This is a genomic window from Hymenobacter sp. J193 (assembly GCF_024700075.1).
Taxonomy (GTDB): domain Bacteria; phylum Bacteroidota; class Bacteroidia; order Cytophagales; family Hymenobacteraceae; genus Hymenobacter.
Map to the genome: position 1 here is coordinate 4,597,707 of NZ_JAJONE010000001.1, position 24,815 is coordinate 4,622,521.

25 protein-coding genes are annotated in these 24,815 nt (G+C 60.4%); 5 read left to right on the forward strand and 20 right to left on the reverse strand.

The features are described 5' to 3' along the window. Positions 1-104: 104 nt before the first annotated feature. Positions 105-2,906, forward strand: coding sequence for a T9SS type A sorting domain-containing protein (locus tag LRS06_RS20080; protein WP_257873148.1), 2,802 nt, complete (start codon positions 105-107; stop codon positions 2,904-2,906). A gap of 206 nt (positions 2,907-3,112) precedes the next feature. Here the strand turns inward: LRS06_RS20080 and LRS06_RS20085 are convergent, their stop codons facing one another. The 5 genes from LRS06_RS20085 to LRS06_RS20105 form a co-directional block, all read right to left on the reverse strand. After that, positions 3,113-3,505 (reverse strand): RidA family protein, encoded by a 393-nt coding sequence (locus tag LRS06_RS20085; protein ID WP_257873149.1) that lies wholly within the window; start codon positions 3,503-3,505, stop codon positions 3,113-3,115. A 100-nt stretch (positions 3,506-3,605) separates the two neighbouring features. After that, positions 3,606-4,568, reverse strand: a complete 963-nt coding sequence (locus LRS06_RS20090; RefSeq protein WP_257873150.1) for a YafY family protein — start codon at positions 4,566-4,568, stop codon at positions 3,606-3,608. A 192-nt stretch (positions 4,569-4,760) separates the two neighbouring features. Then, entirely contained in the window at positions 4,761-5,183 is a 423-nt protein-coding gene (locus LRS06_RS20095; protein WP_257873151.1) for an SRPBCC domain-containing protein, read from the reverse strand. 59 nt (positions 5,184-5,242) lie between these two features. Then, complete coding sequence (locus LRS06_RS20100; RefSeq protein ID WP_257873152.1) at positions 5,243-5,812, reverse strand: Crp/Fnr family transcriptional regulator; 570 nt, start codon at positions 5,810-5,812, stop codon at positions 5,243-5,245. 14 nt (positions 5,813-5,826) lie between these two features. Further along, positions 5,827-6,852, reverse strand: coding sequence for an aldehyde reductase (locus LRS06_RS20105; RefSeq protein ID WP_257873153.1), 1,026 nt, complete (start codon positions 6,850-6,852; stop codon positions 5,827-5,829). A gap of 186 nt (positions 6,853-7,038) precedes the next feature. Here LRS06_RS20105 and LRS06_RS20110 point away from each other — a divergent pair, with 186 nt between their 5' ends. Further along, complete coding sequence (locus LRS06_RS20110; RefSeq protein ID WP_257873154.1) at positions 7,039-7,290, forward strand: hypothetical protein; 252 nt, start codon at positions 7,039-7,041, stop codon at positions 7,288-7,290. A 151-nt stretch (positions 7,291-7,441) separates the two neighbouring features. Here LRS06_RS20110 and LRS06_RS20115 read toward each other — a convergent pair whose 3' ends face one another. Next, entirely contained in the window at positions 7,442-8,965 is a 1,524-nt protein-coding gene (locus LRS06_RS20115) for a tail fiber domain-containing protein (RefSeq protein WP_257873155.1), read from the reverse strand. A 399-nt stretch (positions 8,966-9,364) separates the two neighbouring features. Here LRS06_RS20115 and LRS06_RS20120 point away from each other — a divergent pair, with 399 nt between their 5' ends. Then, positions 9,365-9,571, forward strand: a complete 207-nt coding sequence (locus LRS06_RS20120; protein ID WP_257873156.1) for a hypothetical protein — start codon at positions 9,365-9,367, stop codon at positions 9,569-9,571. 278 nt (positions 9,572-9,849) lie between these two features. On the opposite strand, the gene LRS06_RS20125 is transcribed toward LRS06_RS20120, so the two are convergent. The 5 genes from LRS06_RS20125 to LRS06_RS20145 all read right to left on the reverse strand — a co-directional run bounded on the left by LRS06_RS20125 (position 9,850) and on the right by LRS06_RS20145 (position 14,819). Next, positions 9,850-10,365: a peptidylprolyl isomerase gene (locus tag LRS06_RS20125; RefSeq protein WP_257873157.1), complete on the reverse strand. Its 516-nt coding sequence runs from the start codon at positions 10,363-10,365 to the stop codon at positions 9,850-9,852. Between the two features lie 199 nt (positions 10,366-10,564). Next, positions 10,565-11,479 carry an isoaspartyl peptidase/L-asparaginase family protein gene (locus tag LRS06_RS20130; RefSeq protein ID WP_257873158.1) on the reverse strand — a complete coding sequence of 305 codons (915 nt, stop codon included), beginning with the start codon at positions 11,477-11,479 and terminating at the stop codon, positions 10,565-10,567. A gap of 143 nt (positions 11,480-11,622) precedes the next feature. After that, the gene (locus LRS06_RS20135; RefSeq protein WP_257873159.1) at positions 11,623-13,605 is read right to left on the reverse strand and encodes an AAA domain-containing protein; all 1,983 of its coding nucleotides are present in this window, start codon (positions 13,603-13,605) and stop codon (positions 11,623-11,625) included. A gap of 96 nt (positions 13,606-13,701) precedes the next feature. Then, on the reverse strand, positions 13,702-13,929 hold the full coding sequence (locus LRS06_RS20140; protein WP_257873160.1) for a hypothetical protein: 228 nt from the start codon (positions 13,927-13,929) through the stop codon (positions 13,702-13,704). Between the two features lie 305 nt (positions 13,930-14,234). Then, a complete protein-coding gene (locus LRS06_RS20145; protein WP_257873161.1) occupies positions 14,235-14,819 on the reverse strand; it encodes a hypothetical protein in 585 nt (194 codons plus the stop codon). A 64-nt stretch (positions 14,820-14,883) separates the two neighbouring features. On the opposite strand from LRS06_RS20145, the gene LRS06_RS20150 reads away from it, so the two are divergent. Further along, positions 14,884-16,062, forward strand: coding sequence for a hypothetical protein (locus LRS06_RS20150; protein WP_257873162.1), 1,179 nt, complete (start codon positions 14,884-14,886; stop codon positions 16,060-16,062). Between the two features lie 616 nt (positions 16,063-16,678). On the opposite strand, the gene LRS06_RS20155 is transcribed toward LRS06_RS20150, so the two are convergent. From LRS06_RS20155 to LRS06_RS20170, 4 genes are all read right to left on the reverse strand, one after another. Continuing rightward, on the reverse strand, positions 16,679-17,155 hold the full coding sequence (locus LRS06_RS20155; RefSeq protein WP_257873163.1) for a cupin domain-containing protein: 477 nt from the start codon (positions 17,153-17,155) through the stop codon (positions 16,679-16,681). A gap of 32 nt (positions 17,156-17,187) precedes the next feature. Beyond that, positions 17,188-17,559, reverse strand: a complete 372-nt coding sequence (locus tag LRS06_RS20160; RefSeq protein ID WP_257873164.1) for a glyoxalase — start codon at positions 17,557-17,559, stop codon at positions 17,188-17,190. A gap of 150 nt (positions 17,560-17,709) precedes the next feature. Next, positions 17,710-18,570 carry an SDR family oxidoreductase gene (locus LRS06_RS20165; RefSeq protein ID WP_257873165.1) on the reverse strand — a complete coding sequence of 287 codons (861 nt, stop codon included), beginning with the start codon at positions 18,568-18,570 and terminating at the stop codon, positions 17,710-17,712. 333 nt (positions 18,571-18,903) lie between these two features. Next, entirely contained in the window at positions 18,904-19,773 is an 870-nt protein-coding gene (locus LRS06_RS20170; RefSeq protein WP_257873166.1) for an AraC family transcriptional regulator, read from the reverse strand. 232 nt (positions 19,774-20,005) lie between these two features. Between LRS06_RS20170 and mgrA the strand changes: the two genes are divergently transcribed. Next, complete coding sequence (gene mgrA, locus LRS06_RS20175; protein WP_257873167.1) at positions 20,006-20,998, forward strand: L-glyceraldehyde 3-phosphate reductase; 993 nt, start codon at positions 20,006-20,008, stop codon at positions 20,996-20,998. A 98-nt stretch (positions 20,999-21,096) separates the two neighbouring features. On the opposite strand, the gene LRS06_RS20180 is transcribed toward mgrA, so the two are convergent. The 5 genes from LRS06_RS20180 to LRS06_RS20200 form a co-directional block, all read right to left on the reverse strand. After that, positions 21,097-21,528 carry a DUF1810 domain-containing protein gene (locus LRS06_RS20180; protein ID WP_257873168.1) on the reverse strand — a complete coding sequence of 144 codons (432 nt, stop codon included), beginning with the start codon at positions 21,526-21,528 and terminating at the stop codon, positions 21,097-21,099. Between the two features lie 235 nt (positions 21,529-21,763). Further along, positions 21,764-22,624 carry an aldo/keto reductase gene (locus tag LRS06_RS20185; protein WP_257873169.1) on the reverse strand — a complete coding sequence of 287 codons (861 nt, stop codon included), beginning with the start codon at positions 22,622-22,624 and terminating at the stop codon, positions 21,764-21,766. 100 nt (positions 22,625-22,724) lie between these two features. After that, the gene (locus LRS06_RS20190; RefSeq protein ID WP_257873170.1) at positions 22,725-23,837 is read right to left on the reverse strand and encodes a VWA domain-containing protein; all 1,113 of its coding nucleotides are present in this window, start codon (positions 23,835-23,837) and stop codon (positions 22,725-22,727) included. A gap of 10 nt (positions 23,838-23,847) precedes the next feature. Then, positions 23,848-24,207 (reverse strand): immunity 51 family protein, encoded by a 360-nt coding sequence (locus tag LRS06_RS20195; RefSeq protein ID WP_257873171.1) that lies wholly within the window; start codon positions 24,205-24,207, stop codon positions 23,848-23,850. Between the two features lie 29 nt (positions 24,208-24,236). Next, a complete protein-coding gene (locus LRS06_RS20200) occupies positions 24,237-24,803 on the reverse strand; it encodes a hypothetical protein (protein ID WP_257873172.1) in 567 nt (188 codons plus the stop codon). Positions 24,804-24,815 lie beyond the last annotated feature (12 nt).

The following is a 24,815-nucleotide window of genomic DNA, read 5'->3' on the forward strand; positions in this document are numbered from 1 at the left end:
AGGGAAGCGTGGCGCACCGGCCGGAGCAGCATTTTCCTAGTCGTCCGAATTTTTCCTGGCGCGAGTTACGCGCTGGCTTCTTCACGCTTCACGCTTTTGCCTGTATGAACTTGCTACGCTTCCTGGTGCTCTCCACCTTCCTTTTCCTGTGTGCCCGGCCGGGGCAGGCCCAGCGGCCCGTCTGGACGCAGCTGGCCAACAAAACCCAGGTCCCCGGCTACGGCGTGAGCAACAGCGCCACCGATTTGCGGGGCAACACCTACACCTGGCAAACCATCGGTGGCCCGTCGGCCATTGGCTCAGCCAGCCTCACAACGCTGCCCAACCGCACCGACCCGCGCACGGGTGAGGTCCTGGCCTGGAACCTGGACGTATGCCTGGCCAAGTTCAAGCCCAACGGGGAGGTGGCCTGGGTGGTGCAGGGCACCGATGGCACCTTTACCAATCAGGCAACCAGTATGGCCATTGATGAGCGCGGCAACATTTACGTTTCGGGCTTCAACTGGCACAACTTCCGCTTTGGCGCCCACACGGTGGCGGAGGCGGGCTACTTCCTGGCCCGGGTGGATTCGGCGGGCACGGTGCAGTGGGTGCAGCACCTGGCCGATTATCCGCTCACGCTGGATAAGTCGTTTCAGGCGCCCCAGCTGGCTACCGATGCCGAGGGCAACTGCCTGATGCTCGGCCACAGCCGCAACGAAACGTCCCTGAGCGGGCAACCCCTCAAAGTTACCGGCCACTACGATGCCTACCTGGCCAAGTGCAACGCGGCGGGCAAGTACCAGTGGGTGAAACAGCTGTTTTCGACGACCACCAGCACCAATGTGCCGGCCATTGCGGCCCAGCTCACGGCCGATGCGGCCGGCAACAGCGTGGTGGCGGGCACCTTCAGCGACCTGCTCACGCTGGGCACCAACGGCCCCCAGCTAGACACCACCCCGGTGGAGAACTTTTCGCCGCGCAATACCTTCGTGGCCCGCTTCGACCGCGACGGGCAGCTGCTCTGGACGCGCCAGGGCAACAGCAGCTACGTGAGCGGGGCCGCTACCGATTACTTGGGCAATACCTACCTGACGGGCTACTCCTCGGGCGGTCCGACTGCCTTTGGCGAGCTATACCTCATGGCCAGTGACTTCTTCGTGCTGAAGTACGCTCCCAACGGCACGGAGCAGTGGCTGCAGGGAACTACGGGCGGCTTCACCCGCGGCGTGCAAACGGACATCGACGGCAACGTGTACCTGGCTGGTCAGCACAGCGGCCCTGTAGAGATAAGCCCGTTCAGCCTGCCGGCTTCCACGGGCGGCTATTACGATGGTTTCCTGCTCAGCTATACGCCCGAAGGAGCTGTGCGCTGGCTGTACGGCGTTGGTGGCCCTGGCAACCTGGATAATGTGGGTACTCCCGGCCTGGATGCCCAGCAGAACCTGTACGCCGTCCTCACCAGCGACTCGCTCAACTACCTGGATGGGCAGCCCGTAGCCGGCTCGCGCAATGCCTCGGTGCTGGTGCGCCTGGCGCAGCGGGCCAACCGTCTGGCCGGGACCGTGTACCTCGACCAGAACGGCAACGGCCGCCGCGACGCAACTGAAGGACCCTTTCCCCGCCCTGTGGCGCTGACCGATACGGTAAGTCAGCAGCTTTTTACGTCCGAAAGCCCCGGCACCGGCGCGTTTCAGGCTTTTGTTGATACCGGCAGTTGGGTGGTCCGGCCTGCTGTTATTCCAACGTACTACACCCTTAGCCAGCCCGCGCCGGAGCACTATGCCGGTCATTTTTCAGCCTATGGGCAGGTAGCCGATACGCTGGTGTTTGGGTTGCAGCCATTAAGCGAGCAGCCGGATCTGCGCGTTACGCTCACGCCCTACGGCGCGGCGCGGCCCGGCTTTTCAGTTCGCTACCGCCTCACGCTCGAGAATGTAGGCACCACCACGCTGCCGGCCGGCACAGCCACGGTTACGCTTGATGGGCGAATGCAGGAGCAGGATATCAGCAGCTCACCTGCGGCTAACATAAGCAACCATACCGTGAGCTGGCATTATCCGACCCTGACGCCTTTTGCCCGCCGGGAGCTGGATATAGCGGCCACCCTGCCCGTGAATACGACCCCGGGCACCCAACTGGCAACCGTTGCCGAGGCGTTGGTGGAAGCCGATAGCGCTCCGGCTGATAATAAAGCCAGCCTAACCCAGACCGTAACGGGTTCCTTCGACCCCAACAACATCGAAGTGAACTACCAGCAACTGACGGCCGCGCAACTGGCCGCCGGCCAGCCCTTGGACTATACCATCCGGTTTCAGAATATGGGCACCGACACGGCCTTTGCCGTGGTACTTACGGATACCCTCGACAACACGAAGCTGCAGGTGGCCAGCCTGCAGCTGGTGGCCAACTCCCACAACTGCACCTGGCGGCTGCTAAGCAGCGGCGTGCTTATCGTGCGCTTTCCGGGCATTCAGCTGCCCCACCGGAGTATGGATGCGCTCCGGTCCCAGGGGTTCGTGCGGTTCCGGGTGCAGCCGCGCACCACGCTGGCTCCCGGCGCCATAATTCCAAACCACGCTGATATCATCTTCGACTACAATCATCCGGTGCGCACGAATACGGCTACTACGGCGGTGCTGCTGCCCACGGCGCTGGTAGCGGCCCGCTCCGCCGTGGCCTGGAGCGCCTATCCCAATCCCACCACCGAAGCCCTGACCATTGAGGCAACTTTGCCCACGCGCGGCACGGTGCGGGTTGAGCTGCTGGACCTGCTGGGCCGCTGTATCCGGCAGCAGTCAGTTGTCAGTCAGGCCGGGGCCTTTCAGCAGGCGCTGGATGTGCGCGCCGTTGCACCGGGAGTGTACGTGCTGCGCCTGCAGCTCCCGGATGGCCGGCTGGTCAGCCGGCAGGTAGTGCGCCGGTAAGCAGCCGCAGGGTTATTCTGCGAAAGCCGCCTCGGGCTGCAGGCCGCGCACAAAGCTCTCGAAGTCGGAAGCCAACGGGGTGATGCGGTAGCCATGTTCCTGCTCTACGTGCACTACGGCCGGCTCGCCCTAGGGCCCATCCTGCCAAACGCCAAAGGGTCCGGCAGCAATGTGCCGGACCCTTGACTGCCCTGCGGCTAAGAGGCTTATTTCACCACGGTGGCTTCCAGCTCTACCGTTAGGGTGGCAAAAAGCCCCTTCACTTCCAGCAGCGTTGTGGCTTGCCGGATGCCGTGCTTGGCCAGCCAGGCCTGATAGATATCAGCGCACGAGGCGAAGAACTCGGCCACCGAGGTGGTGTACACATTCAGCCGTACGATGCCCGCGCACTCATAGCCCGCCTCGCTGATAAGCTGCTCCAGATTCTGGAAAGTTTGCTGCAGCTGGCTGCGCATATCGGCTGTGCTGGGCTGGCCCTCCGCATCCAGGGCTACCTGTCCGGAGCAATAGAGCGTGCCGGCTGGCTGACTGATTTCAACGGCTTGAACTGAATTGGTGAACTGACCCCACTTCCAGGGGTCTACGGTGCGCTTCTCCATTGTTTTGGCTTTGCAAGAGCAAGTGTCCCTCACTTGCTAAAACAAAGGTCCCGGCCCCAACTGACAGCCCTGTGTCAGCATGTTTTTAGGTCCGAAAAAATTAGTCGGGCCGGCAAAAAAAGTCGTGCGCCCGCTGGGCCAGCTCGCGTAGCGGCGCAGCCAGGGCGGCCGGCTCTACAATGGTAAGGGCTCCGGCGTAGGGCAGCAGCCAGGTGGCCAGGTAGGGAAGCTCCCCGATAAACAGGGTCATTTCGAGCTGCCCGTCGGGCAGGCGCTGCTCGTGGGCCCAGCCGTACTGGTACTTGGTGTCGTGCAGGTGCTGCACCAGGGCGGGCAGGAGAGCGGCCGGCTGAAAACGGAGCACAACCCGCTCACGCGGCCGCCGGGCGGCTTCCGCGGCCCAGTGCTGCTGCAGGAGGCCGGGGCGCGCGGCAAAAACCTCGGTTCGCAGCTCCAGATGCCGGATGCGGTCCAGGCGGAAGTGGCGGATGGTCTGGCGCAGCCGGCAATAGGCTACCACGTGCCACTGCCGGCTTAGCAGCAGGCTGAGGGGCTCAATGTCGCGGGTAGTGGGAGCCTGGTTTTCGGCGGCCTGGTAGCTCAGGTTCACCACGCGGTGCATCGAAATGGCCGCCACCAGCTGCTGGTAGGCCGGAGGGCAGCCGGCGTGGTTTTGGGGGCCGAGCACCTGGATGTGAGGCGCCAGGGTGTCAAGATGGTCGCGGTCGGGGCGGCGCAGCACGGCGCGCACCTTGTCCATGGCCGCGGCGCTGAGCTGGGCCGTGGGCGCGTCAGTCAGGCGGGCGGCCAGCTTTTCGGCTGTGAGCAGGGCCGTGGCTTCCTCGCGGGTAAACATAACGGGCGGCAGGCGGTAGCCCTCGGCCAGGGAGTAGCCGACGCCCGGCTCGCCGATAAGCGGCACGCCGGCCTGTTCCAGGGTCCGCAGGTCGCGATACACCGTGCGCAAGCTCACGCCAAACTGCTCGGCTAGGGCGGCCCCGCTCACTTTGCGCCTGGCCTGCAGCTGGATGAGCAGGGCCGTGACGCGGTCAAATCGGTTCATTGCGGGAAGGTAAAAAAGGCGGAAACAAGCCGCCTGAGCAGCTCACGTAACATAAGCATTGCAGCCGCTACCTCGTGCTTCTACATCGGATTCATCGGCAAGATATTATTGGTTAGGGTCTTCCGTTGTGCTCCTGAGCGCAGAGCCTAGAAGGGCTGTCAAACAGTTGGTCTGCGCCCAGGAGCGCAATCATTAAAGGCTCGATTCCAGATGTTGCTTCAGGTTGCTTCCCAGGAGGTGCTGCCAGCCGGCTTCAAATCGGCTGCGGGCAAAGTGGGGGTCGGCAGGGAAGCTGGCCAGGCCGGTGTGCGTAAGCCTCAGCCGGGTTGCGGCGCCTTCTGCCACCAGCTCAAAGGTGACTTCCGAGCGGCCAGGGTAGCCTGTATACTGCCAGCTGTGGGCCAGCTTTTCCCCTTCCACGACCTGCGTAACCCGCCACTGCTTCTGATACGCCGAGCCGTCATCGGCAAACTCAAACACGAAGCCCTCCACCGGCTCAAACCGCTTCAGCTGCGAAAAATACCAGGCCCGCAGGCGGTTTTCATGGGTCAGCGCGTCCCAGACTTTTTCCATCGGGGCCTGATATAGCTGTTCCAGTACGAAGGGGGTATCCATCTAGCTTTTGGTGTGGTGATTTTTTGCTGCGGGTATCGGCACTTTGGGTATTCAGGGCTTTACTCACTTTTCCGAATGCGGCTTAGCGACTGCGGCGTGATGCGCAGGTAAGACGCAATGTAGTGCTGCGGCACGCTCAAGACCAAGTCGGGGTAGCGGCGGACAAATTCCAGGTATTTCTGCCTGGCGGTGCCGAAATGCAGGAAGTCGTGGTCCTTATTGTTGCCAAGCAGCGCTGCCTCCGTCAATAGTTTGCTCAGGATGAAGAGCTTGGGGATTTCCTCGCTCAGGTGCTGCCAGGTGCTGCGGTCGATGCGCAGCAGCTCGCACTCGGTGATGGCCTGAATGCCCGCCGACGTGGGCCGGTTGCTGTAGAAGCTCTCTACGGCCATGATAAACTGGTGGGGCCGCAGAAAGCACGTCGTAGCTTCCTCCCCCGGCCGGGAACCCACCAAATACATGCGACACACCCCGGCGCTGACGAAGCCAATCTGGCGGGAAACCTCGCCGGGGGCGCAGAAATGCTCGCCCGCCCGGAACCGCCGGGGCGTGAAATGGCCCGTGAGGGCGGCAATTTCCGCCGGGCTCAGCACCCCGCCAAAACTGAAGGCCTTGCGTAGATTTTCCATGGGTCAGGCCGCGCTTAGTTCACCAGCCCGAGGGCCAGCAAGCTCTCGGCGCAGGCGATGACGGCCTGCTCCGGGCCAAGCGGCTGCCAGTGTAACAGCTGCCAGGCTTTTCGGTTGTCGCCTTGCCTTTGCCGGCCCAGGTCCACGAGGATGGGCCGGATGGCCGGGTCAAACCAACTCAGCACCCGGGTCAGCACATTCGGCAGCACCCGCCGGGGAATTTGGCGGCCGGGAAACCGGGTGCGCAGCAGGGCGGCCACCTGCGCCAGCGTCAGGAAGCCCGCCGTGCCCAGGAAGCGCTGGCCCGCGGCGGCGGGCTGCTCCATGGCCCGAAGCAGCAGGTCGGCCACCGAGCGCACGTCCACGACGTCGAAGCCCATGGCCGGCACGGCGGGCATGCTGCCGTCCAGCAGCTTGAGCACGGCGTTGGCGGAGTTGCCGAAGTCTTCCTCCAGCACCGGCCCCAATATCAGGCCGGGCAACACGGCGCTCAGCTCCAGGCCGCTGGTATCGGTGGCCATAAAGTCCCAGGCAGCCTTTTCGGCCAGGGTCTTGCTCCGGTAATAGGCCGTGTTATCGGCCCGGTTCGCGGCGTCAGTCCACATCGACTCGTCGTAGACCCCGCTTTCCCGGCCTTCGGGGCGTCCGTACATCACGGCGCTGGAGGAAGACGTCAGTACCACGCGCTTTACCCCGTTGGCGGCCGCGGCCCGCAGCACGTGCAGCACGCCGCTGACGGCGGGCCGAATCAGCTCGTCTTCGTTTTTGGGCAGCTCGCGCGGGTTCGGGGAGGCCACGTGCTGCACGTAGTCCATGCCTTTGGTCAGGTCGCGCCACACGTGCTCGTCCGTCAGCTCGGCCTGGGCGAAGCGGAGGTAGTCTACTTGGCGCGTATGGCGCGCCAATAGGGTTCTGAGGGCTTCGGCCCGGTCCAGGCTCCGCAGCGTGCCGGTGACTTCGTAGCCGTTTTCCAAGAGGTGGATAGCCGTGTGCGAGCCGAGAAAACCGGAAATGCCGGTCAGCAATACCTTGCCTTTCATAGGGGTTGCGTTAGGAGGCAAAGGTCGAGCGGCCCGGGCCATGCCCGCGTTACCAATTGGTAAGAAATGGCGGCGCGGACCTACTGATTCGTGCCACTATGCGAGGACTAACGGTGGGCACTGGCGCGGCATATTTCAACTGAGCCTCGTATACGGCTGTATAGTTTCTCTTTCAGCACCTCAACCATGCATAACGATTCAACCGCCAATAGCACCCAACTCGTACGCTACCAGCTGCACCTATCCCCGGAGGCCAACGACCAGCAACTGGTAGCGGCCCGCACCCTGCTCACCCAGCAGGGCTTCGTAGTCGATCAGCTTGCGCCAGGTGAAGCAGTGGTTGCTTTTGCCCAGGGAGGAGACCCGGATTGGGAGCCTGTCAAAGAGGCGTTTCGGAAACTTGGCTGCTCTATCACGCACATCATAACGGCCGAGTAGCCTTGCTTTTCGTGCAGTGGCTGGGTTAGCAGTACAGAGCCCCGGAGGGGCGGCCATTAACAGGAAGCGCGCTGGACTTGGCCAGCGCGCTTCTTCGGTTTTGCGGATCGATAAGCCACCAAGCGAGGCTTTTTACTGTAGGGGGAATAGCCTAGCGACGTGCCTGCCCGGTTGGAGTTGTCACCTCCTGGAGTTTGCGCACTTGCGCCTTCAACTCCTGCAGGTCGGTGTGGTCGGCTTGCTGGGCCGCCTGGGCCTGGTCGGCGCGGCGGGTCTGGGCCGTTAGGTTCGACTCCAGCTCCTTGATGGCCTCAAGCAGAATGGGGGTAAGCAGGGCGTAGTTCACGGCCTTGTAGCCCTGGGCATCGGTGCTGACCAACTCGGGGAAGATAAGCTCAACTTCCTGGGCCAGCAGACCTACCTGCTCGGCTCCGGCTACGCCGCCGTGCTGCACGCCCAGGGCATTCCAGCGGTAGCGCACCCCGCGCAGCTGCCGTACGGCAGCCAGTGCTCCGCCCAGCGGCCGCACGTCCTGCTTGAAGCGCACGTCGGAGGCCGACACGTTGGTGCCGCGGATGGTGCCGGCCACGTCCAGCGTGTAGCCCGCGTTTAGCGTGTTGATGCCCACGTTGCCCGTGCTCTGGTTCCAGCTCATTACGCCCACAGCGCCCCCACCGTTCAGGCGCTCCAGGATCAGTCGGTCGGCGGCCTGCCCGGCTTCGGCACCGCCGGTGTTGTGGCGCAGATTCCAGCCGTAATTGGTATTGTCCTCACGCCACTGCAGGGCGGCGCCGGTCACTAGGTCGTTGCTATTGGAGTGCAGCAGCAGCGTGGGCGAGGCCACGCCGGCCTGCTCCACCACGCCGCTGCTGCTGATGCGAATGCCGCTGCTGCCTCCATTGCCTACCAGTTGGAAGGCGCCCAGGTTGAAGTTGCCCCCGGCCGCCGTTATCGGCATCCACTTGCCGTTGCCCACGGCATCGGAAGTCAGTACCCGGCCGGCGGCCTGGGTGCCATCAACGATACGGATGGCTGAGTTGGCATTCACGTAGCCAGGGTGGCCGGCCAGGCCCACCCAACGCAGGGGCTGGCCGGGCCGACCCGCCGTGAAGATGCCGCCCCAGCCCTCGGCGCGGTAGGCGTTGCCCCACACGGCGTAGTCAATATCCTGGCCGTAGGGTCCCGTGCCGTAGCCCGAGAGCATGGTGCGGGTGTAGTGCCGCCCGTAGTAGCTGCGCGTCATCAGGGCCACGCTTTTGTTGGGCACCAAGGACTGGATCTGTACCTGGGCCGTGGAGTCGCCCAGGGCGGCGGTAGCGGAGCCGGTCAGGGCTTTGTTGTTCAGGTCGAAGGTCTGGGCGGCGCGGTGGTTGCCCAGATTGTCGCCGCTGCGGGCTTTGTCGGGGATGAAGAGCCACGCTACGCCGGCGTAGTACCAGAACCCCTGGCGCCCGTCGGTCTGAAAAACCATCAGCCCGGTAGGGGGGCTGGTAATCCGGGCGCGGGTAGTGGAGTCCATGCGCGGAATCAGCAGGCCCTTGCCCGTGGCGTTAATATCCAGGGCTGCCGCCGTTGCGGGCAGGCCGGCCGAGCCGATGCGTACGCCGCCGGTTTGCGCCAGCGAGGCCGTAGCGGTGGCCACAAGTGCCAGGGTCAGAGTCAGAAATAGTTTCATGAGCAGCCGATAAGGTAGTGGTTTAAAGCTATTTTATTTATACTAATCCACGAAAGTTTTTACTGTTAATGACGCCTCCAGGAAGGTGAACGACGCCTATTGGGGTGCCACGCCTGCAGGCAGGCGTTTGAAAACGCCTGCCTGCAGGCGTCGCGTCGCTTCTCAACCGTGCCGCTGAGCCTGGCCCTCCGCAACTCTGAACCGGCTTTTGAAGGCAGCAGGCTGATGCAGGTAAGGGCAGCTATTCTGCTTGTTTGGTAGGCTGTATCAGCTTGTCGTACTTTTCGGAAATGACAGGCTGGTCCTTGGCGAGACGCTGGACTTAATCTGACGGCTTATCGACTTACCATTCTTTCTTATGCCACTTTCTTTTATACCACTTTCTTATTTCTGTTTCTGATGAAACAACACCTACTCATCTGGGGCCTGTTTCTGCTGCCGGCTCTGGGCATGGCGCAGGCTAACCTGGTGCATGGCGTTAGTGCCCTTACCACGGCTGCTATGCGTAAAAAACTGGCCCATCGTCCTGCTTCCCACGGCAAGAAAGAAGTCAGTTCCGCAGAAGCGCACTCCGGCCTCCTATCTTCAGGGAGCAGCAGCCAGTGAAATCAGTGGGGTAGAGGGTTTTCTGGATGCGGCCTACAAAGCCTACAAAAACCCGCAGGAGCCGAATATATGCGCCAACAGCGCGTTGGTCACGAGCATGATCAACAGCATTGACGCTGCTGAGCCCAAGTGGAATACGGCCCCTTACAAAGCCGAGCTTGCCTTCTACGAGCAGGAGCATAAGCGGCGGCAACAGGCGATTGCCCAGCCAAAGGACAAATAAAAAAGCGGCGGAACCACTGGTTCCGCCGCTTTCGGTTTATAGCTACTCAGGGCTATTAATGGTGGTGTCCGCCTTCGCCGTGCACATGGCCGTGGTCGAGCTCCTCGCGGGTGGCGTCGCGCACGGCGGCTACTTTGCCGTCGAAGTGCATGACCATGCCGGCCAGGGGGTGGTTGAAGTCCATCTTCACCACCTCGTCGCCGATTTCCACGATTTTGCCCTGCATGTGGTTGCCCTGGTTGTCGGCCATGGGCAGGAAGTTGCCTACCTGCAGCATCTCGTTGTCGAGCTGCCCGTCAATTTCGAAGACGTTTTTCGGAATTTCTACCACGGCCTGCTGGTCGTAGTCGCCATAGGCCTGCTCGGGGGAAAGGGAGAAGGTAAACGTGTCGCCGGCCTGCTTGCCGTTGAGCTGGTTCTCGAATTCCTCGGGCAGGCCGCTCTGGCCGAACAGGAAGACCATGGGCGCATCGGCTTCAGCCGATTCTACCAGTACTTTCTCTTGATTCTCGTCGGTTACGCTCAGGTCGTAGGTGATAGTAACGACTTTGTTTTCGCTGATTTGAGCCATGCTGCGGGTGGACGCTGGCGCCCGGGGGATAGAAATGAAGGGTTGGGTTTCGACTAGCTAGTTACGGAAATAGCCCGAAATAGTCGGTGTAACTCCGCTGTTCTGGAGTTACTAAATAGGCTATCAAATGGTTGCGAAATACGCTGGTCGCAAGAGCAGCGTGTTTCGCAACAGGGTTCCAGCATAAGCCCTTCTCCGTTTACTCCTCGTCGCTCCAGATGGCTACGAATGGCTCCTGCTCGCCCACGCGGTAGCCGCGGCGCATGATGTTGGTGTTGGTCTCCAGGGCAATGTTGCCTTCCCGGTCCACGGCAATCAGGCCTTTGTCGCCTCGCAGATCTTCGTCACGCAACTCAATAGCGGCCCGGCAGGCTTCATCTACGGGCAGGCCCTTGTACTTCACCAAGGCGTACACCTCGTGGGCCAGGGCACCGCGCAGGATAATTTCGCCGTCGCCGGTGGCCGACACGGCGCAGGCCTCGTTGCTGGCGTAGGAGCCGCCCCCAATTACCGGGCTGTCGCCCACGCGGCCTTTCAACTGGCCCTCAATGCCGCCGGTGCTGGTGGCCACGGCCAGGTTACCGTCCTGGTCGAGGGCCACGGCACCCACGGTATCTTTCTGGGGGACTTTGGCTTCTTCCTGCATGATTTCCAGCCATTCCTGCTGGGCCTTTTCCGTGATGAAGTAGTGCACGGCTTCGATAGCGAGGCCGTGCTGGAGGGCAAACTCGTCGGCGCCTTCACCGGAGAGGCACACATGCTCGCACTTGTCCATCACGGTGCGGGCCAGGCTAATGGGGTTTTTGACGTAACGCACCCCCGCCACCGCACCGGCCTTAAGCGTTTTGCCATCCATGATGGAGGCGTCCATCTGCACCTCGCCCTGCTTGTTGAGGCTGCTGCCCCGGCCGGCATTGAAATGCTCGTTGTTTTCCATGCTGTTCACGGCCGCTTCCACGGCTTCGAGGGCCGTGCCACCACTGTGCAGCACTTCCCAGCCAGCCTGCAAGGCCTCGTGTAGTCCTTCGCGCTGGGCGGCTTCTTCCTCGGGGCTTAGCTCGCTGGGGTCCATCGTGACGGCGCCCCCGTGAATGACAATGGCGTATTTATTCATCAGACAAGATGCTTTGGGAAGGTAATAGGGCTGAATACGCACATAAAAAAAGCCCCGTTTCTGAGGAAGGGGCTTTTCAGGGTTATTAGCAGACGGGCGCGGAAAACACGTAGTCGTCGGCGCGGAAGGCTGCAATGTGCTCGTTACTGCAGCTCCCAGGCCGTGCGGTAGGCCCCGATGCTTTCCACGTAATCGAGGAAGGCCTTGTAGAACGGGTGCCCGCCCAAGGTAGCCGAGTCGCCTACGATGAGCAGCTTGCGGCGGGCGCGCGTCATGCCCACGTTCATGCGGCGAATGTCGGAGAGGAAGCCGATTTCGCCCTGGGGGTTTGAGCGGGTGAGGGTAATGGCAATGATGTCGCGCTCCTGGCCCTGAAACGAGTCGACGGTGCCGATGCTGAGCATGCGGTGCTCCATCAGGCCCACCAGCTCGTCGTTATCCTCCACGGCATCCTTGAGGTAGTTGATCTGGGCGCGGTAAGGGGCAATGACGCCGATGGTGAGCAAATCCTCGGTGTGGTCGGCCGGGTCGTAGACTTCCAGCAGCTGCGAGAGGCGCTTGAGCAGCAGGTCGGCTTCTTCGGGGTTAGCAATGGAGCGGCTTTCCTCGATGCCCAGCTCCTGGAAGCCGAAGCCGGCCGTGTCCAGAAACTCCACGGCCATATCCGGGGCAAAGCGCAGGTCGTAGGCGGGCAGGTCGGCGTGGGCCACGGTGGGTGCGGCTACCAGCTTGCCCTCGTAGAACTGCTGGGAGCTGAACTCCATGATCTGCTCGTGCATGCGGTACTGCACCTCCAGCATGCGGGCCGTGTCGGGCTGGCGCCGGATGCACTTCTCAAACAGCGTTTCGCGCAAGCCCTGGGCCGCCGCTTTCTCGCTCTTCACGGTGGGCGGCAGCTGCTGATGGTCGCCGGCCAGCACCACGCGGTTGGCCTTGGTGATGGGAATCCAGCAGCCCGGTTCCAAGGCCTGGGCCGCCTCATCAATGAACACGGTTTCGTAGGTGAGGTGGCGAATGGCGCGGTTGCCGGCGCCCACCAACGTGCAGGTAATCACCTGCACCTTCTCCAGCAAATCCTCGGTGATGTAGCGTTCCAAGTTGTCGGAATCCTGGAGCATGAGGTGGGCCTGCTCTTTCAGCAGGCGGCGCTGCTCTCGCTCTTCCCAGCCGAAATGGCGCTTGAACTTGCCGGCTTGCTCGCGGTACTGCTCGGCGGTCTGGCGCATACTTTTCAGCTCAGGGTAGCTCTTGTGCGCCATAATCTGGGCATCGAGCGTGTGCTCCAGCAGCAGGTCCGACACGCGTGAAGGGTTGCCCATCCGAATCACGTTCACCCCGCGCTCGGCCAGCTTTTCAGTGAGCAGGTCCACGGCCGTGTTGCTGGGCGCGCACACCAGCACCCGCCGCTCGCGCCGGATGGTTTCCAGGATGGCCTGCACCAGCGTGGTGGTTTTGCCGGTGCCGGGCGGGCCGTGAATGATGGCTACATCCTGGGCCGCCAGCACGTGGCGTACGGCGGCCAGCTGGCTTTCATTCAGGGGCGAAGGGTAGTACAGGGTAGCTTCCGACTCGGGCTTGTAGCGGGCCGGCTTGGCGCCCAGCAGCACGTCGCGCAGCTCGGCCAGGCGCGAGTCGAAGGCACCCATAACTTTGCCCAGAGCATACTCCATCTCGCGGTAGCTCACCTCGTCGAAGGTCAGGTCCACGCCCAGCTTGCCTTCCTCCACCCAGTCGGGCAAATCCTCCTTGGTGGTGGCCAGCAGGATTTTGTTGCGCTTTACGCTGGTGATGACGCCGTTGAGCGTGGGCCGGTCGGAGCCCGAGCGGCCGGGGATGTTGCCGAACAAAGCCGCGTTTTTGCCCACCTGAAACAGGTGCAGCCCGGCCTGGCCCGAGGGGCGCTCCAGCTCAATGACGAGCTTGCCGCCGAAGCCAATGTCTTCCTTCGTGATTTTGACCGGGTACCAGGTAAGGCCCCGCTTCTGGCGCTCGGCAATGGTAGCCTGGGCGTTCTTGATTTTGAATTGTTCGAGGTCCTCCTGCTGCTCGAGCTTCATGAGGGCCTGCACCTTGCGCAGCTCTTTCTCGATGGCGTAAGGGTCGGTATAGGTAGGTTGTTCAGCCAACTGGTTGGGTTCTTTTGCGAATCGTTGATAACAACGAAAGCGGGGAAAAGGTGGCCGAAGGTCGGGAGGAATTTGGGAACGGGCCGCCAGTAGGCGTTAGGCAGGAAGTGTCTTTATATAGTTTTCCAGTTCATCGTAGATGCTTACCTCTACTCCTGGATGCATAATTAGGATGCCTGTAGCTCGATGCTGCGCAGCATCAAGAGAATCTACTTCAATACGTGGCGATTTAGTTGTGCCACCATGATTTTGGAAACGGGTCGTGCAGTCCTGCATCAATACAATGCCGGTGGCCGCTTCGCAGACTAGCAGATAGTACTTCATGTATTTTCCTGAAATCCTTGTGGGTACCAGATACCCAGCCAAGACGGGGAATTCATATTTGGCAATACGTGGTTCGCATCAAGCGTTCTGACGTCAATATTCTCAGCATACCGAAGTATATCCGGCAGAGAAGCGCCTCGAAATACTTTCTTCCGAAGAATAGATAGTGCATCATCCAGCGTCCAGGCCGTTACACCGTAGCATTGTTTGAAGCCTGAAGTGGTTGGCAAAAATTCAATCCAGTAGCGTTTCAGCAGAGCTTTGTTAGATATCGTGCGTCCTGTATTCATACCATCTATATTCAGCTAGTTATGATTGATGAATTTGGTGTAACACCGCTGAACTTTACCATCAGAGCCAAACACGAACAGATATTGAATTGACTGGTCGAACGTCGAAAGAATATTGCGCAGGCCCGGCCCACCGTTCTGGTTGTCGCTGATTTCTGCGAGTAACATATTGTTGGCCAGACGGGAGAATAGAACAACCACGCATCCTTCCTCCGTGCCGGAGGCAGTCGTAAGGCGGGCTGTCAGCTTTGAAAAATACGGCTTGTGATACGACGACCTGTCTACGGCAGTCAATGAATCCACCAACCGACGCTTCTGCTGGGAACTGGTGTAGCCCCACTGTTGGCCGAGCTCTTCCAGAAAATATAGCGGCGGTATGTGAACAACGTTATCAAAGACGGCTACGCAGCGGCTTGCGCCCTGCAAACGGCAAAAAATTGAGTCGGAGGTGATGTGCCGAAAGGCTTGCTGGTACAGCTGACGAGGTGAAGCGGGTTGCCCATAGCTACGCAGGGGCAGTAACAGCGCAAAAACCAGAAGTAGCTTCATCGAAGAATGGGACCTTTTACGCACCAGCGGCACGCTTGCCAAATTGCGCATAATTTACTTGGCAACGTACCCCGCAAAGCCCGTAGCTTAGGGCGCACCTTCAGCTTTTCTGGTCATGCCGTACCGTATTGCCGCCGAAACAACCGACGAGCTGCTGCTGCTGCCGGTTCCTGTGAAGACGGGCTGCGTGCGTGGGCTATTCAGTGGCTTCGGACTGCTGGCAGTGCTGATAGGCGGCGGCCTGCTGTTCGCCCGGCGCGGCAGCGCCCTCGATGCCGATACCCTGATTGCCGGTACGCTAGCGTATGTTGGGCTGGGCTTTCTGCTGCTGGGTATTTTCCTGAACGTTAAGCAGCGCCCGGCCCTGGCGGCGCTGGTATTCGACCGACGGCTGGGGGCAGTGCGGGTACGCGGCCGGGAAGGCGAGCCAGCGGAAGTCTACCTCGCCTACGCTGATATTGCGGATCTGCGGGTACACACCCATGCCGAAACCCACTCCTCCTCCAACAGCACTTATACCTGGAAAACCTACACCTACCACGTAGTGATGCAGCTCCATGATGGGGGGCGCTGGTACCTCACGCGGGAAAATGCCCAGGAAGTGGCCGAAGTTCAGCTCCGCCAGCTGGTAGCTGCCGTAGCCGCGGCCGAGCCCGGGGTGGCCTTGCTGCCCCCGCCGCAGTTGCCCCCGCAGGTGGAGCATAGTACCCAGACTGGCCTCACAACCATCCGCTGGCGCAATGAGCTGGCTGGCCGGCAGGTGCTGGGCTGGCTGGTAGTTCTGGTTTTTTTTGGCGGCGCGCTTGGTCTGTTTTTTCTGGTGGCCCGGGCCGTGATGGTGCCGGCGGCCTTTGCATATGCCGTCCTGGCGTTCATTGCGCTGGTTTTCCTGGTCATTATGGGCAGCCAGGCCCGGCAGATGTGGCTGGATTACCATCGGCGCTACGGCCTGGTGTTCAGCCCGGCCGCCGTGGCCTATGTAGAGGCGGCCCGCGCCACCGACCAGCTTATCGAGCACCAGGTTATTCCGCTGGCAGATTGGTACGGGCTCAGCTGTTCCCTCAACGATGCGGAGGCGGGCGAAGAGGCGGTACTACTACTGACCCGCGCCGCCCACGCGCAGTATCTACACCAGCAGAATGCGGAACTTTCGCTCAAGGAAATCATGAACTTTCTCACGACCAGAAACCAGGCCCGGCGCCTGTATTTCAGCCGCTTCAATCCCGCGCAACGGCTGGCCGTCGTCAACTGGGTACGGGCTGAGGTGCAACGGCAGCGGGCCGCTAGCGCCTGAAGTGGAGCACAGCAATACAAGCCAATAAGGCAATGCTCAAACTATACTATTTGCCTCACCGCTTGTTTGTACTGTAAGCCGATGAGAATAAGCGTGTCGGTATAGTACGAGAAATAGCTTTATAATTGATTTACAGAAAGCTATTGGAGTTTCACCACAATCTTTTTATTTGTCGTGTCAATATCAATCCAATCCATCGATTTATTGCTTGGTATACAATCAAGTATAGATGAGTTTTTGGCGTATCTCCTTAACGAGTATTTACCGAATCTGATAGTCATTTCGTACGTGTCCTGTCCATCTTTACCAAGCCAGGCTGTAGTTATAATTCGTCTGGTATCGTTTACACTCTTTTTGCTGAGCTGATTTTCAAAGTATGGCTCCCAGGAAACTCCGTCGCACCAGAAACCTCTTACATCTTCTCGGCTAGAATTCGCAAACGTTTCTCCCAAGTGGTATTCGAGATGAACGCAGAATTTCTCGTTAAAAGGACTGTAGGTATTTTCTGCTTCTTCTCGCATTGTCAGTTATCATCTCAAAGTATAAGATATACTCCTCAAGCCGCTGATAGAGCAGGGAATTTGCCCTATCAGCAGTTTGATAGTGTAGACTCGACTCACGTAAACTGCTCCACTAGCTCCGGCCACTGCGGAAACTCATGTGTCAGCGCCGCCCGGTCCGCCAACTCGAAGTCAACGAAATCGAAGCCGGGAGCCACGGTGCAGCTGACCAGCGCGTAGCCGGTGCTGCGTGGCAGGTGGGCCGCAAACCACGTATTGGCCGGAATAGCAGCCTGGGGCAATTCACCGTTTGCGAAGTTGCTGCCAAGTACGATGCGGGTGGGTTGCCCATGCGTCAGCAGAATGATTTCCAGCGCCTGCCCCTGGTGGAAAAACCACAGCTCATCGGACTTGATGCGGTGAAAGTGCGACTTGTCCTCGTTTTCGAGCAGGTAGTAGATGGCCGTGCTGACGTGGCGGGTTTGGCCCTCCGCTGTTTCCATAGTTTGGGCCGAACGGTAAGTTTCCCGGTAGTAGCCGCCTTCGGGGTGGGGCAGCAATTGCAGGCGGTGGATGATGTTCTGGGCGGTCATGGGAGAGTAGGCTGAAGAGAAGAAAGTGAGGCTTACTCGCTTTGAGTGAACTCGCCGATGTGCCAGAGGATACCGGAAGGGTCGTACACAAAACCTTCCTTGCCCCAGGGCTCCTGCCGGATGGGCACCACCCGCACCCCCGCGAACTGGCCCGGCAAATCCAGCGCCGCCAGCTCCTGCCAGTACTGCTCCACATCTTCGGCCTCCAGAAATAGCATGGTATTGCCAACCCAGTCTGCCACGTAGTAGTCCTGCAGGTAAAAGCCCACCCCCTGCCGCGCGAAATACGACATGGCCGGCGACAGCACCGTTTCGGTGAAGCCAAAGGCGCGGTAGAAGCTGCGCGAAACCGCATAGTCACGGGCGCCGATGAAAGGCCGAAGGGAGCGGATTTGCGAAGTCATGTTATGGCGTAGGAGTTTGGGGCAGGCTTTGCGGAAAACGACCAGCAGAACCGGAAGCCAATATGGGGGTTATCGGTCAATTCAGCCGCTGGCCAGAAGTACAAAAACCCGGCACTGCTGCCGGGCTTTTGTACTTCAGAACTATAGATTCTACAGCTTGAATATGGTTTTGAGTCCTTCCTTTAGTGGGGTAGGTGGGCGTCCCAGCCAGTCCGACAAATCGGGGCTGATGGTGTCTTCCTGACCGTTCTTGATGTCGGTAAGAAAGCCATTGATGCGCTGGATGGCTCCGTCGGGCAGGCCCTGGGCTTGCAGATGGACAGCAAAGGCTTCCTGCCCGATGGCGTGGTATTCCACCGGCCGGCCGGATAACTCGCTCAGCGCCACGGCCACATCGGCAAAGGAGTAGGTTGCGTCGCCGGTGAACGTGAAGATGCGGTTGTCGCAGCGGCTGTCGGCCAGCACGTTGGCAATGGCCTCGCCCATGTCGCGGCGGAGGGCAAACGACACGCGGCCCTGGCCGGCGGGCAGCCGGATGCCTGTCTCAAACACTTGCGGCCCCACAAACTGCGGCAGCGTGTCCATATACAGGATGTTGCGGAACAGAATGTAGGGCACTCCACTGGCCTGGATATAGTCCTCCGTCTGGAAGTGGCGCACCATCAGTTGGTTGACCAGCGTATCAGGGTTTTTCAGGGCCCGGCTGGTGTAGGCCAGGCACCCAACGCCGGCTTTCTGGGCGGCATCCACTACGTTGTAGTGCTGTTGCAGGCCATCATCGTCGCCACCGCCCGAGACGAGCAGTACCTTGGTAACGCCCTGCATAGCCTGGTCGAGGGAGGCTGGGTCGTTGTAGTCGCCCACCCGGATGTGCACGCCTTGCGCCTTCAGGCCGGCGGCTTTGGCTTCGTCGCGCACCAGGCCGGCCACCTGCCCCGGGGCAGTTAGTTGCAGCAGCCGCTCAATCACCGCCGACCCAATATGGCCGGTAGCACCCGTTATCAGAATCATACGAAAAGGGAAATAAGGAAGAGAAACACTGCCTGCGCCGGCCGGTAGTTGCCGGAATTAGCTACTCCAGATCCGGCCGGAAGCAGGTGCTGCAAAGGTGGCCTGCCTTCAAGCCCCCTACCAGAGCGAAAGGGCGGGAAGGTTGGGCAAAAAGGCGGGAAGGGCAGCTGGCAAGTGTCAGTAGAAACGGGTTGTTGCTATAAAAACGTCATGCTGAGCGAAGGCGCAGCCGCAGTCGAAGCATCTCTACTGCTGACTAATTATTAGCATTGCAACGAAGCGGTAGATATGCTTCGGCTGCGCTCAGCATGACGTTCCTGTATCCTGTAAAACCTACCCCGCCTGCTTGTAGGCCGTGGGAGAGAGGCCGAGGCTGTTGCGGAAAAACCGGCTGAAGGCTGATTGGTCGGGGAAGTGCAGCAGATCGGCTACCTGGGCCACGCTGAGCTGCCCGTGTTGCAGCAGGGCCTTGGCTTCCAGCATCACGGCTTCCTCAATCCACTCGCCGGCCGTTTTACCGGTCGTTTGCTTCAGGGTGTCGGTAAGGTGCTTGGGCGTGATGCACAGCTGGTCGGCGTAGAACTGCACGTTGCGCTTGGTGGTGCTGTGCGCGTTTACCAGGTGCTTGAACTCGGCGGTGAGCAGCTGGCTGCGGGTTTGGCTGGCTTGCCGCGCCGCGTGTTGCTGGTCGTAGAGGCCCACTACCTCGTAGAGCAAGCTGTTGATCAGGCTCTTGATAACCTGGTTGCGGTAGGGGTGAGGTGCTTCGAATTTCTGCTGGAGCAGGCGCAACGAGGCCGTAATGCTGGCCGCTTCCGCCGGGCCCAGCGGCAGCACGTGGCGGGTGGCATTTTCCAGAAACTGGAAGTTGTCGATGGGAATGTGGTTGTGGGTGGTGATGAACTCGGGCGTGAAAAAAACCGACAAACTGTCGTGGTCCGGCGAAAAGGAAGTCCACTGCTTGATAATGTGCGGGGTGATGATCATCAGGCTGCCGGGCTCGATGCGGTAGGTTTCCAGATTGGCCTTCAGCTCCGCCGTGCCGCGCAGGCAAATCCCGATTTTGTAGTAGTTGCCCCGGTACGGCACGCCGAGGGGTGGGCCCGACGTATGGCTCCGCTCGTCTAGAAAAAATACCTCCGCCGGCTCTTCTTCGGGGCGGGAAAAGCTCTGCAGCCGGTAGGTTGGAATGAGGTTGCTCATGGGGAGGCGGGCTGTTGAAACAGAACGTCATTCCGAGCTTGCCGAGGAATCTCGCGTGCTGACGTTGAATTATTAGTGTAACATCCGCTTGTCATTCCGAGCTTGCCGAGGAATGACAAGCGGATGTTTAGTTGTAATACTACTGGTCCCTTCGCAAAAACGGCGGCTGCTGCGCTGACAATTTCCGGGTTCCTGCGTACTTGCCGCCCCAAGTCAACCAACTCTACCTGCTATGCCCTACCAACCCAGCCCCGGCCGCTACGCCGCTATGCCCTACCGCCGCATTGGCCGTAGCGGCCTGAAACTGCCCGCCGTATCCCTCGGCCTCTGGCACAACTTCGGCGACGTGGACGTGCTCCAGAACTTCCGCTCCATCCTGCACCGGGCCTTCGACAGCGGCGTTACGCATTTCGACCTAGCCAACAACTACGGCCCGCCGCCTGGCTCCGCCGAAACCAACTTCGGCCGCATCCTGAAAGAAGACTTCCGCGGCTACCGCGACGAGCTGATTATTTCCACCAAGGCCGGCTACCACATGTGGGAAGGTCCCTACGGCGAGTGGGGTTCCCGCAAGTACCTTGTTTCGAGCCTCAACCAGAGCCTCAAGCGGATGAAGCTGGACTACGTGGACATTTTCTACTCTCACCGCCCCGACCCTGACACCCCCCTGGAAGAAACCATGGGCGCCCTCGACCAGGTGGTGCGCCAGGGCAAGGCCCTGTACGTGGGCATCAGCAACTACCAACCCGCCGAGGCCGCCGAGGCCATCCGGATTCTGCGTGAGCTGGGTACGCCCTGCCTGATTCACCAGCCCAAATACTCGATGTTTGAGCGGTGGGTGGAAGACGGGCTGCTGGATTTGCTGGGCCAGGAAGGCGTGGGCTGCATCCCGTTTTCACCGCTGGCCCAGGGCCTGCTCACCAACAAGTACCTGCACGGCATCCCCGAGGATTCGCGCGTGGCCAAGGGCGTGGGCTTCCTCACCGAAAACCAGCTGACCGAAGCGCGCCTCACCCAAATCCGTCAGCTCAACGACCTGGCCCAAGAGCGTGGCCAGAGCCTGGCCCAGATGGCTCTGGCTTGGATTCTGCGCGACGACCGGATTACTTCCGTGCTTATCGGCGCCAGCAAGCCCGAGCAGCTCACCGACTCCCTGCGCTGCCTGGAAAACCTGCAGTTCAGCGAGGAGGAATTGGCGCGGGTTGAGGCAGTACTGAAGCCCTAGAGCTGTCATTCCGAACGCAGTGAGGAATCTGGGCAGCCTTCTATGGTTTAACTCAGATTCCTCACTGCGTTCGGAATGACAGTTGTTTTTGCATTTCGCTATGGGTTCTGCCGCAGAATCTGCAGCGTTTTGGCGTCCGGGCTGCCGCTGAAAAACTTGTCCAGTACCCGTTGAAAAACTGGGTTGAAGCCTTCCAGCGCGGCAAACAGCGTCATCGATGACTTGAGCTTCACATCGTCCGGGCTGCCCATGATGCGGGTGGCATCGTTGCTTTCCAGGGTCAGCAGCGCTTCACTGATTTCCACCAGGCGCGACCCGAGTACCGGATGCTGCAGATAAGCCTCGGCTTCCGGCCTGCTTTGGATGGCGTAAAAGCGGGCCGTTTCGCTGTAGCCCAGCCCCTGAATCTGCGGGAAAATGTACCACATCCAGTGGCTGCGCTTGCGCCCCGACCGGATTTCGGCGAGGGCCGTGGAGAAGTCGCGCTGCTGGGCGTCAAGAAACCGTTGCAGGTTGGGTTGCTGGGGCATATGATTGCACAGTTGATTGGTGATAACAATCGTTGAACGTCATTCCGAGCATGTGGCGTATCAAGCCAGGACCGAGGAATCTTGCGTGCTGATGTTGCCAAAGTAGCCGTCATGCTGAGCGAAGTCGAAGCATCTCTACCGCTTCGTTGGGTTTACCACACGAGCAAGCTTCCCGGTCCCTGGCTTGACGTGCCACATGCTAGGAGTGACATTCGACCAGAACTATGGATGAGGTCTACTTGCCGCCCAGCTTATCCAGTGCGGCCATATCCTCGGCGGAAAGCTCAATGGACGCGGCCTGCACGTTTTCTTCCAGGTGCTTCACCTTCGAGGTGCCCGGAATCAGCAGGATGTTGGGGGAGCGGTGCAGCAGCCAGGCCAGGGCTACCTGCTGGGTGCTGGCCTGGTGCCGCTGACCGATTTCGGTGAGCTTGCTCAGGGCCTCCTGGTTGCCGCCGGCCAGCGGGTACCACGGAATAAAGGCCAGGCCGTTTTGCTCGCAGTACGTCAGTTCGGCTTCCCACTTGCGGTTGTCCACGCTGTACATGTTCTGCACCGACACCACTTTCACGTACTGCTGCGCCTGCTCGATCTGCTCCACGGTTACCTCCGAGAGGCCGATGTGCTTGATCTTACCATCCTGCTGCGCCTTTTGCAGAAATTCCAGGGTCTGCTCAAACGGCACGTTCGGGTCGACGCGGTGGAGCTGGTAGAGGTCAATCTGTTCCAGCTTCAGGCGCTTCAAGCTGCCTTCGAGGGCTTCGCGCAGGTGCTTGGGGCTGGCATCAATGGGCCACTGGTTGGGCCCGGTGCGCAGCAGCCCGCCCTTGGTACCGATGACGAGGTCGGCCGCGTAGGGGTGCAGGGCCTCGGCAATCAGCTCCTCCGAGACGTGGGGGCCGTAGCTGTCGGCCGTGTCAATGAAGTTGATGCCCAGCTCCAGGGCGCGCCGCAGCACGCGGATGGATTCGGCGTGGTCCCGGGGCGGGCCCCAGATACCGTCGCCGGTGATGCGCATGGCGCCGTAGCCCATGCGGTTAACGGTTAAGTCGCCCAGCGTGAAGGTTTTAGCGGGTGTGGTGGTTGCGTTGCTCATTGGATAGTTGGTTGAGAAGAGAAGATAGGTCGAAACCGTATTGAAATCGGCTCCGACTTCTTCTAACCGCTAACTCCGGGAAAAGTCCCGCCCGGCGCAGCTACACCTGCAGCTTCTGCCCCTGGATAGCCGCTGCCATAAGCCCCGGAAACTGACCCGGCGTACAGGCGAAGGAGGGTATATAGAGGGCGGCAAACTGCTCGGCCACGCGTCGGTCAAAGGAAGGCGCGCCGTCGTCGGCCAACGCCAGCAGGGCCACTACCGTCACGCCCGCAGCGCGCAGGGCGGCGGCTTTCTTGATCATCTCCCGCTCGTTGCCGCCCTCGTACAGGTCGCTGATGAGCACCAGAATGGTATCGGTGGGGCGGGTGATAAGCTGCTGGCAGTAGCCCAGGGCCAGGTTGATGTCGGTGCCCCCGCCCAGCTGCACGCCAAACAGCAAATCCACCGGATCCTGCAAATCCTCCGAGAGGTTGACCACGCTGGTATCAAAGACCACCATGTGCGTTTTCACCGCTTTGATGGACGCCAGCACCGCCCCAAACACGCCCGCGTACACCACCGACGAAGCCATGGAACCGCTCTGGTCCACGCACAGCACAATTTCCTTGAGGGCCTGTCCGCGCCGCCCGAACCCTACCAGCCGCTCGGGAATGATGGTGCGCTGCTCGGGCTGGTAGTGCTTGAGGTTCACCCGGATGGTGGCCGCCCAGTCGATTTCGCGGTAGCGGGGCCGGGGGTTGCGCACGGCCCGGCTCAGGGCGCCCTGCACGGCCTGCCGCAACGGGTTCGAGAGTTTCTGCTCCAGCTCCTTCACTACTTTGCCCACCACCTCGCGGGCCGTGTGCTTCACCTTCTGCGGCATTACCCGGCTCAACGACATCAGCGTGCCCACCAGGTGCACATCGGCCTGTACCGTGCGTAGAATTTCGGGCTCCATCAGCAGCTGGTGCAGGCCCAGGCGGTCCATAGCATCGCGCTGCATTACGGCTACTACCTCCGAAGGAAAGTAGGTGCGGATGTCGCCCAGCCAGCGGCTCACGCGGGGCGCGGAGCCGCCCAGCCCGGCCTTGCGCTCCGATTGGTCGTAGAGCGAGGTCAGCACGTCGTCCATGCCTTTGTAGTCGGCATCAAAGGCAATCTGGTTTTGCGCATCGGCCTCGGAGCCCAGCACGAGCTTCCAGCGGGTGGCGTTGTCGGTAGCGGGTTTCATAGGTAGTAGCTTACTCGAAAAAGTCGCCGGGGTCGGCCTGGCTGAGGTACTTGTTGAGGTTGCCCAGGTCGCCGAAGATGGGTTGAATCAAGGCTAGGAACTGCTCGGTGGCGGCGGGGCCATCGGTGAAGGCCAGGAAGATTTCACCCTCACCGGCCAGCTCTACGTGGTCCAGCAGAGCGGGAGCATGTTCCTCCAGAATGGTTTCGATATGCTCGGCCCAGCTGGCGCCGCTGCCGCTGAAACCATGCTTTTCGAACACGTTGTAGTAGTCCTCCATGTTGGAGAGGTTCACCAAAATGCGCTCCTGGCGGCCGGGCTCGGCCCGCTCCGCTAAGTCGGCAACCAGGAAAGGATAAGTTGAAGTCATGGTGGGGAAGGTACGGGGCGGGATTTAGTTTACTGAAAGAAGCTCCGCTCTACACGTCTGCCCCAGCCATGCTGATCCTGCTCCGAGAAAGGGGAACGGAGAAAGTTGTCAATTATGGGAAGTGGATAGCCTTGGGCTACCATGTGCCGAACCACTGCCATTGTTGGAGTAAGTGTCTGTTGACTGCGCCCGACAGTTCCCGCATACAAATTGCCTCGTCCTACTTCAATGATGTCATCTATGCACCGGAGCAGGCTTTGGGGAAGCTGCTGATAAATTATCTTCAGTCGGTTGGCAGCCTCAACAGACAGGCACACCAGTTCCTTTGGGGAACCATCCAAGACGATTTCCGGCAGGAAATCCATGATTCTTTCTTCCCATTCACTTAAATCAGGGTTGCTGGTGAAGTCCCACAAGCACATCAGCAGCGTTTCAAGCTCTGGTTCGTGCAGCTGTTCACTGGCAAAGATGTTTTCAAGGCAGGTTATGCAGTAAGCCATTCGGCCCGTGATGGACACACTTTTGAGTTGTTCCTCCAGCTGCCGGAGAAGCTTAGGGGGCAGAAAAGCAGAGTTGTTTCTAAAGAAGTTCAGCATCGGTGGCCTTCA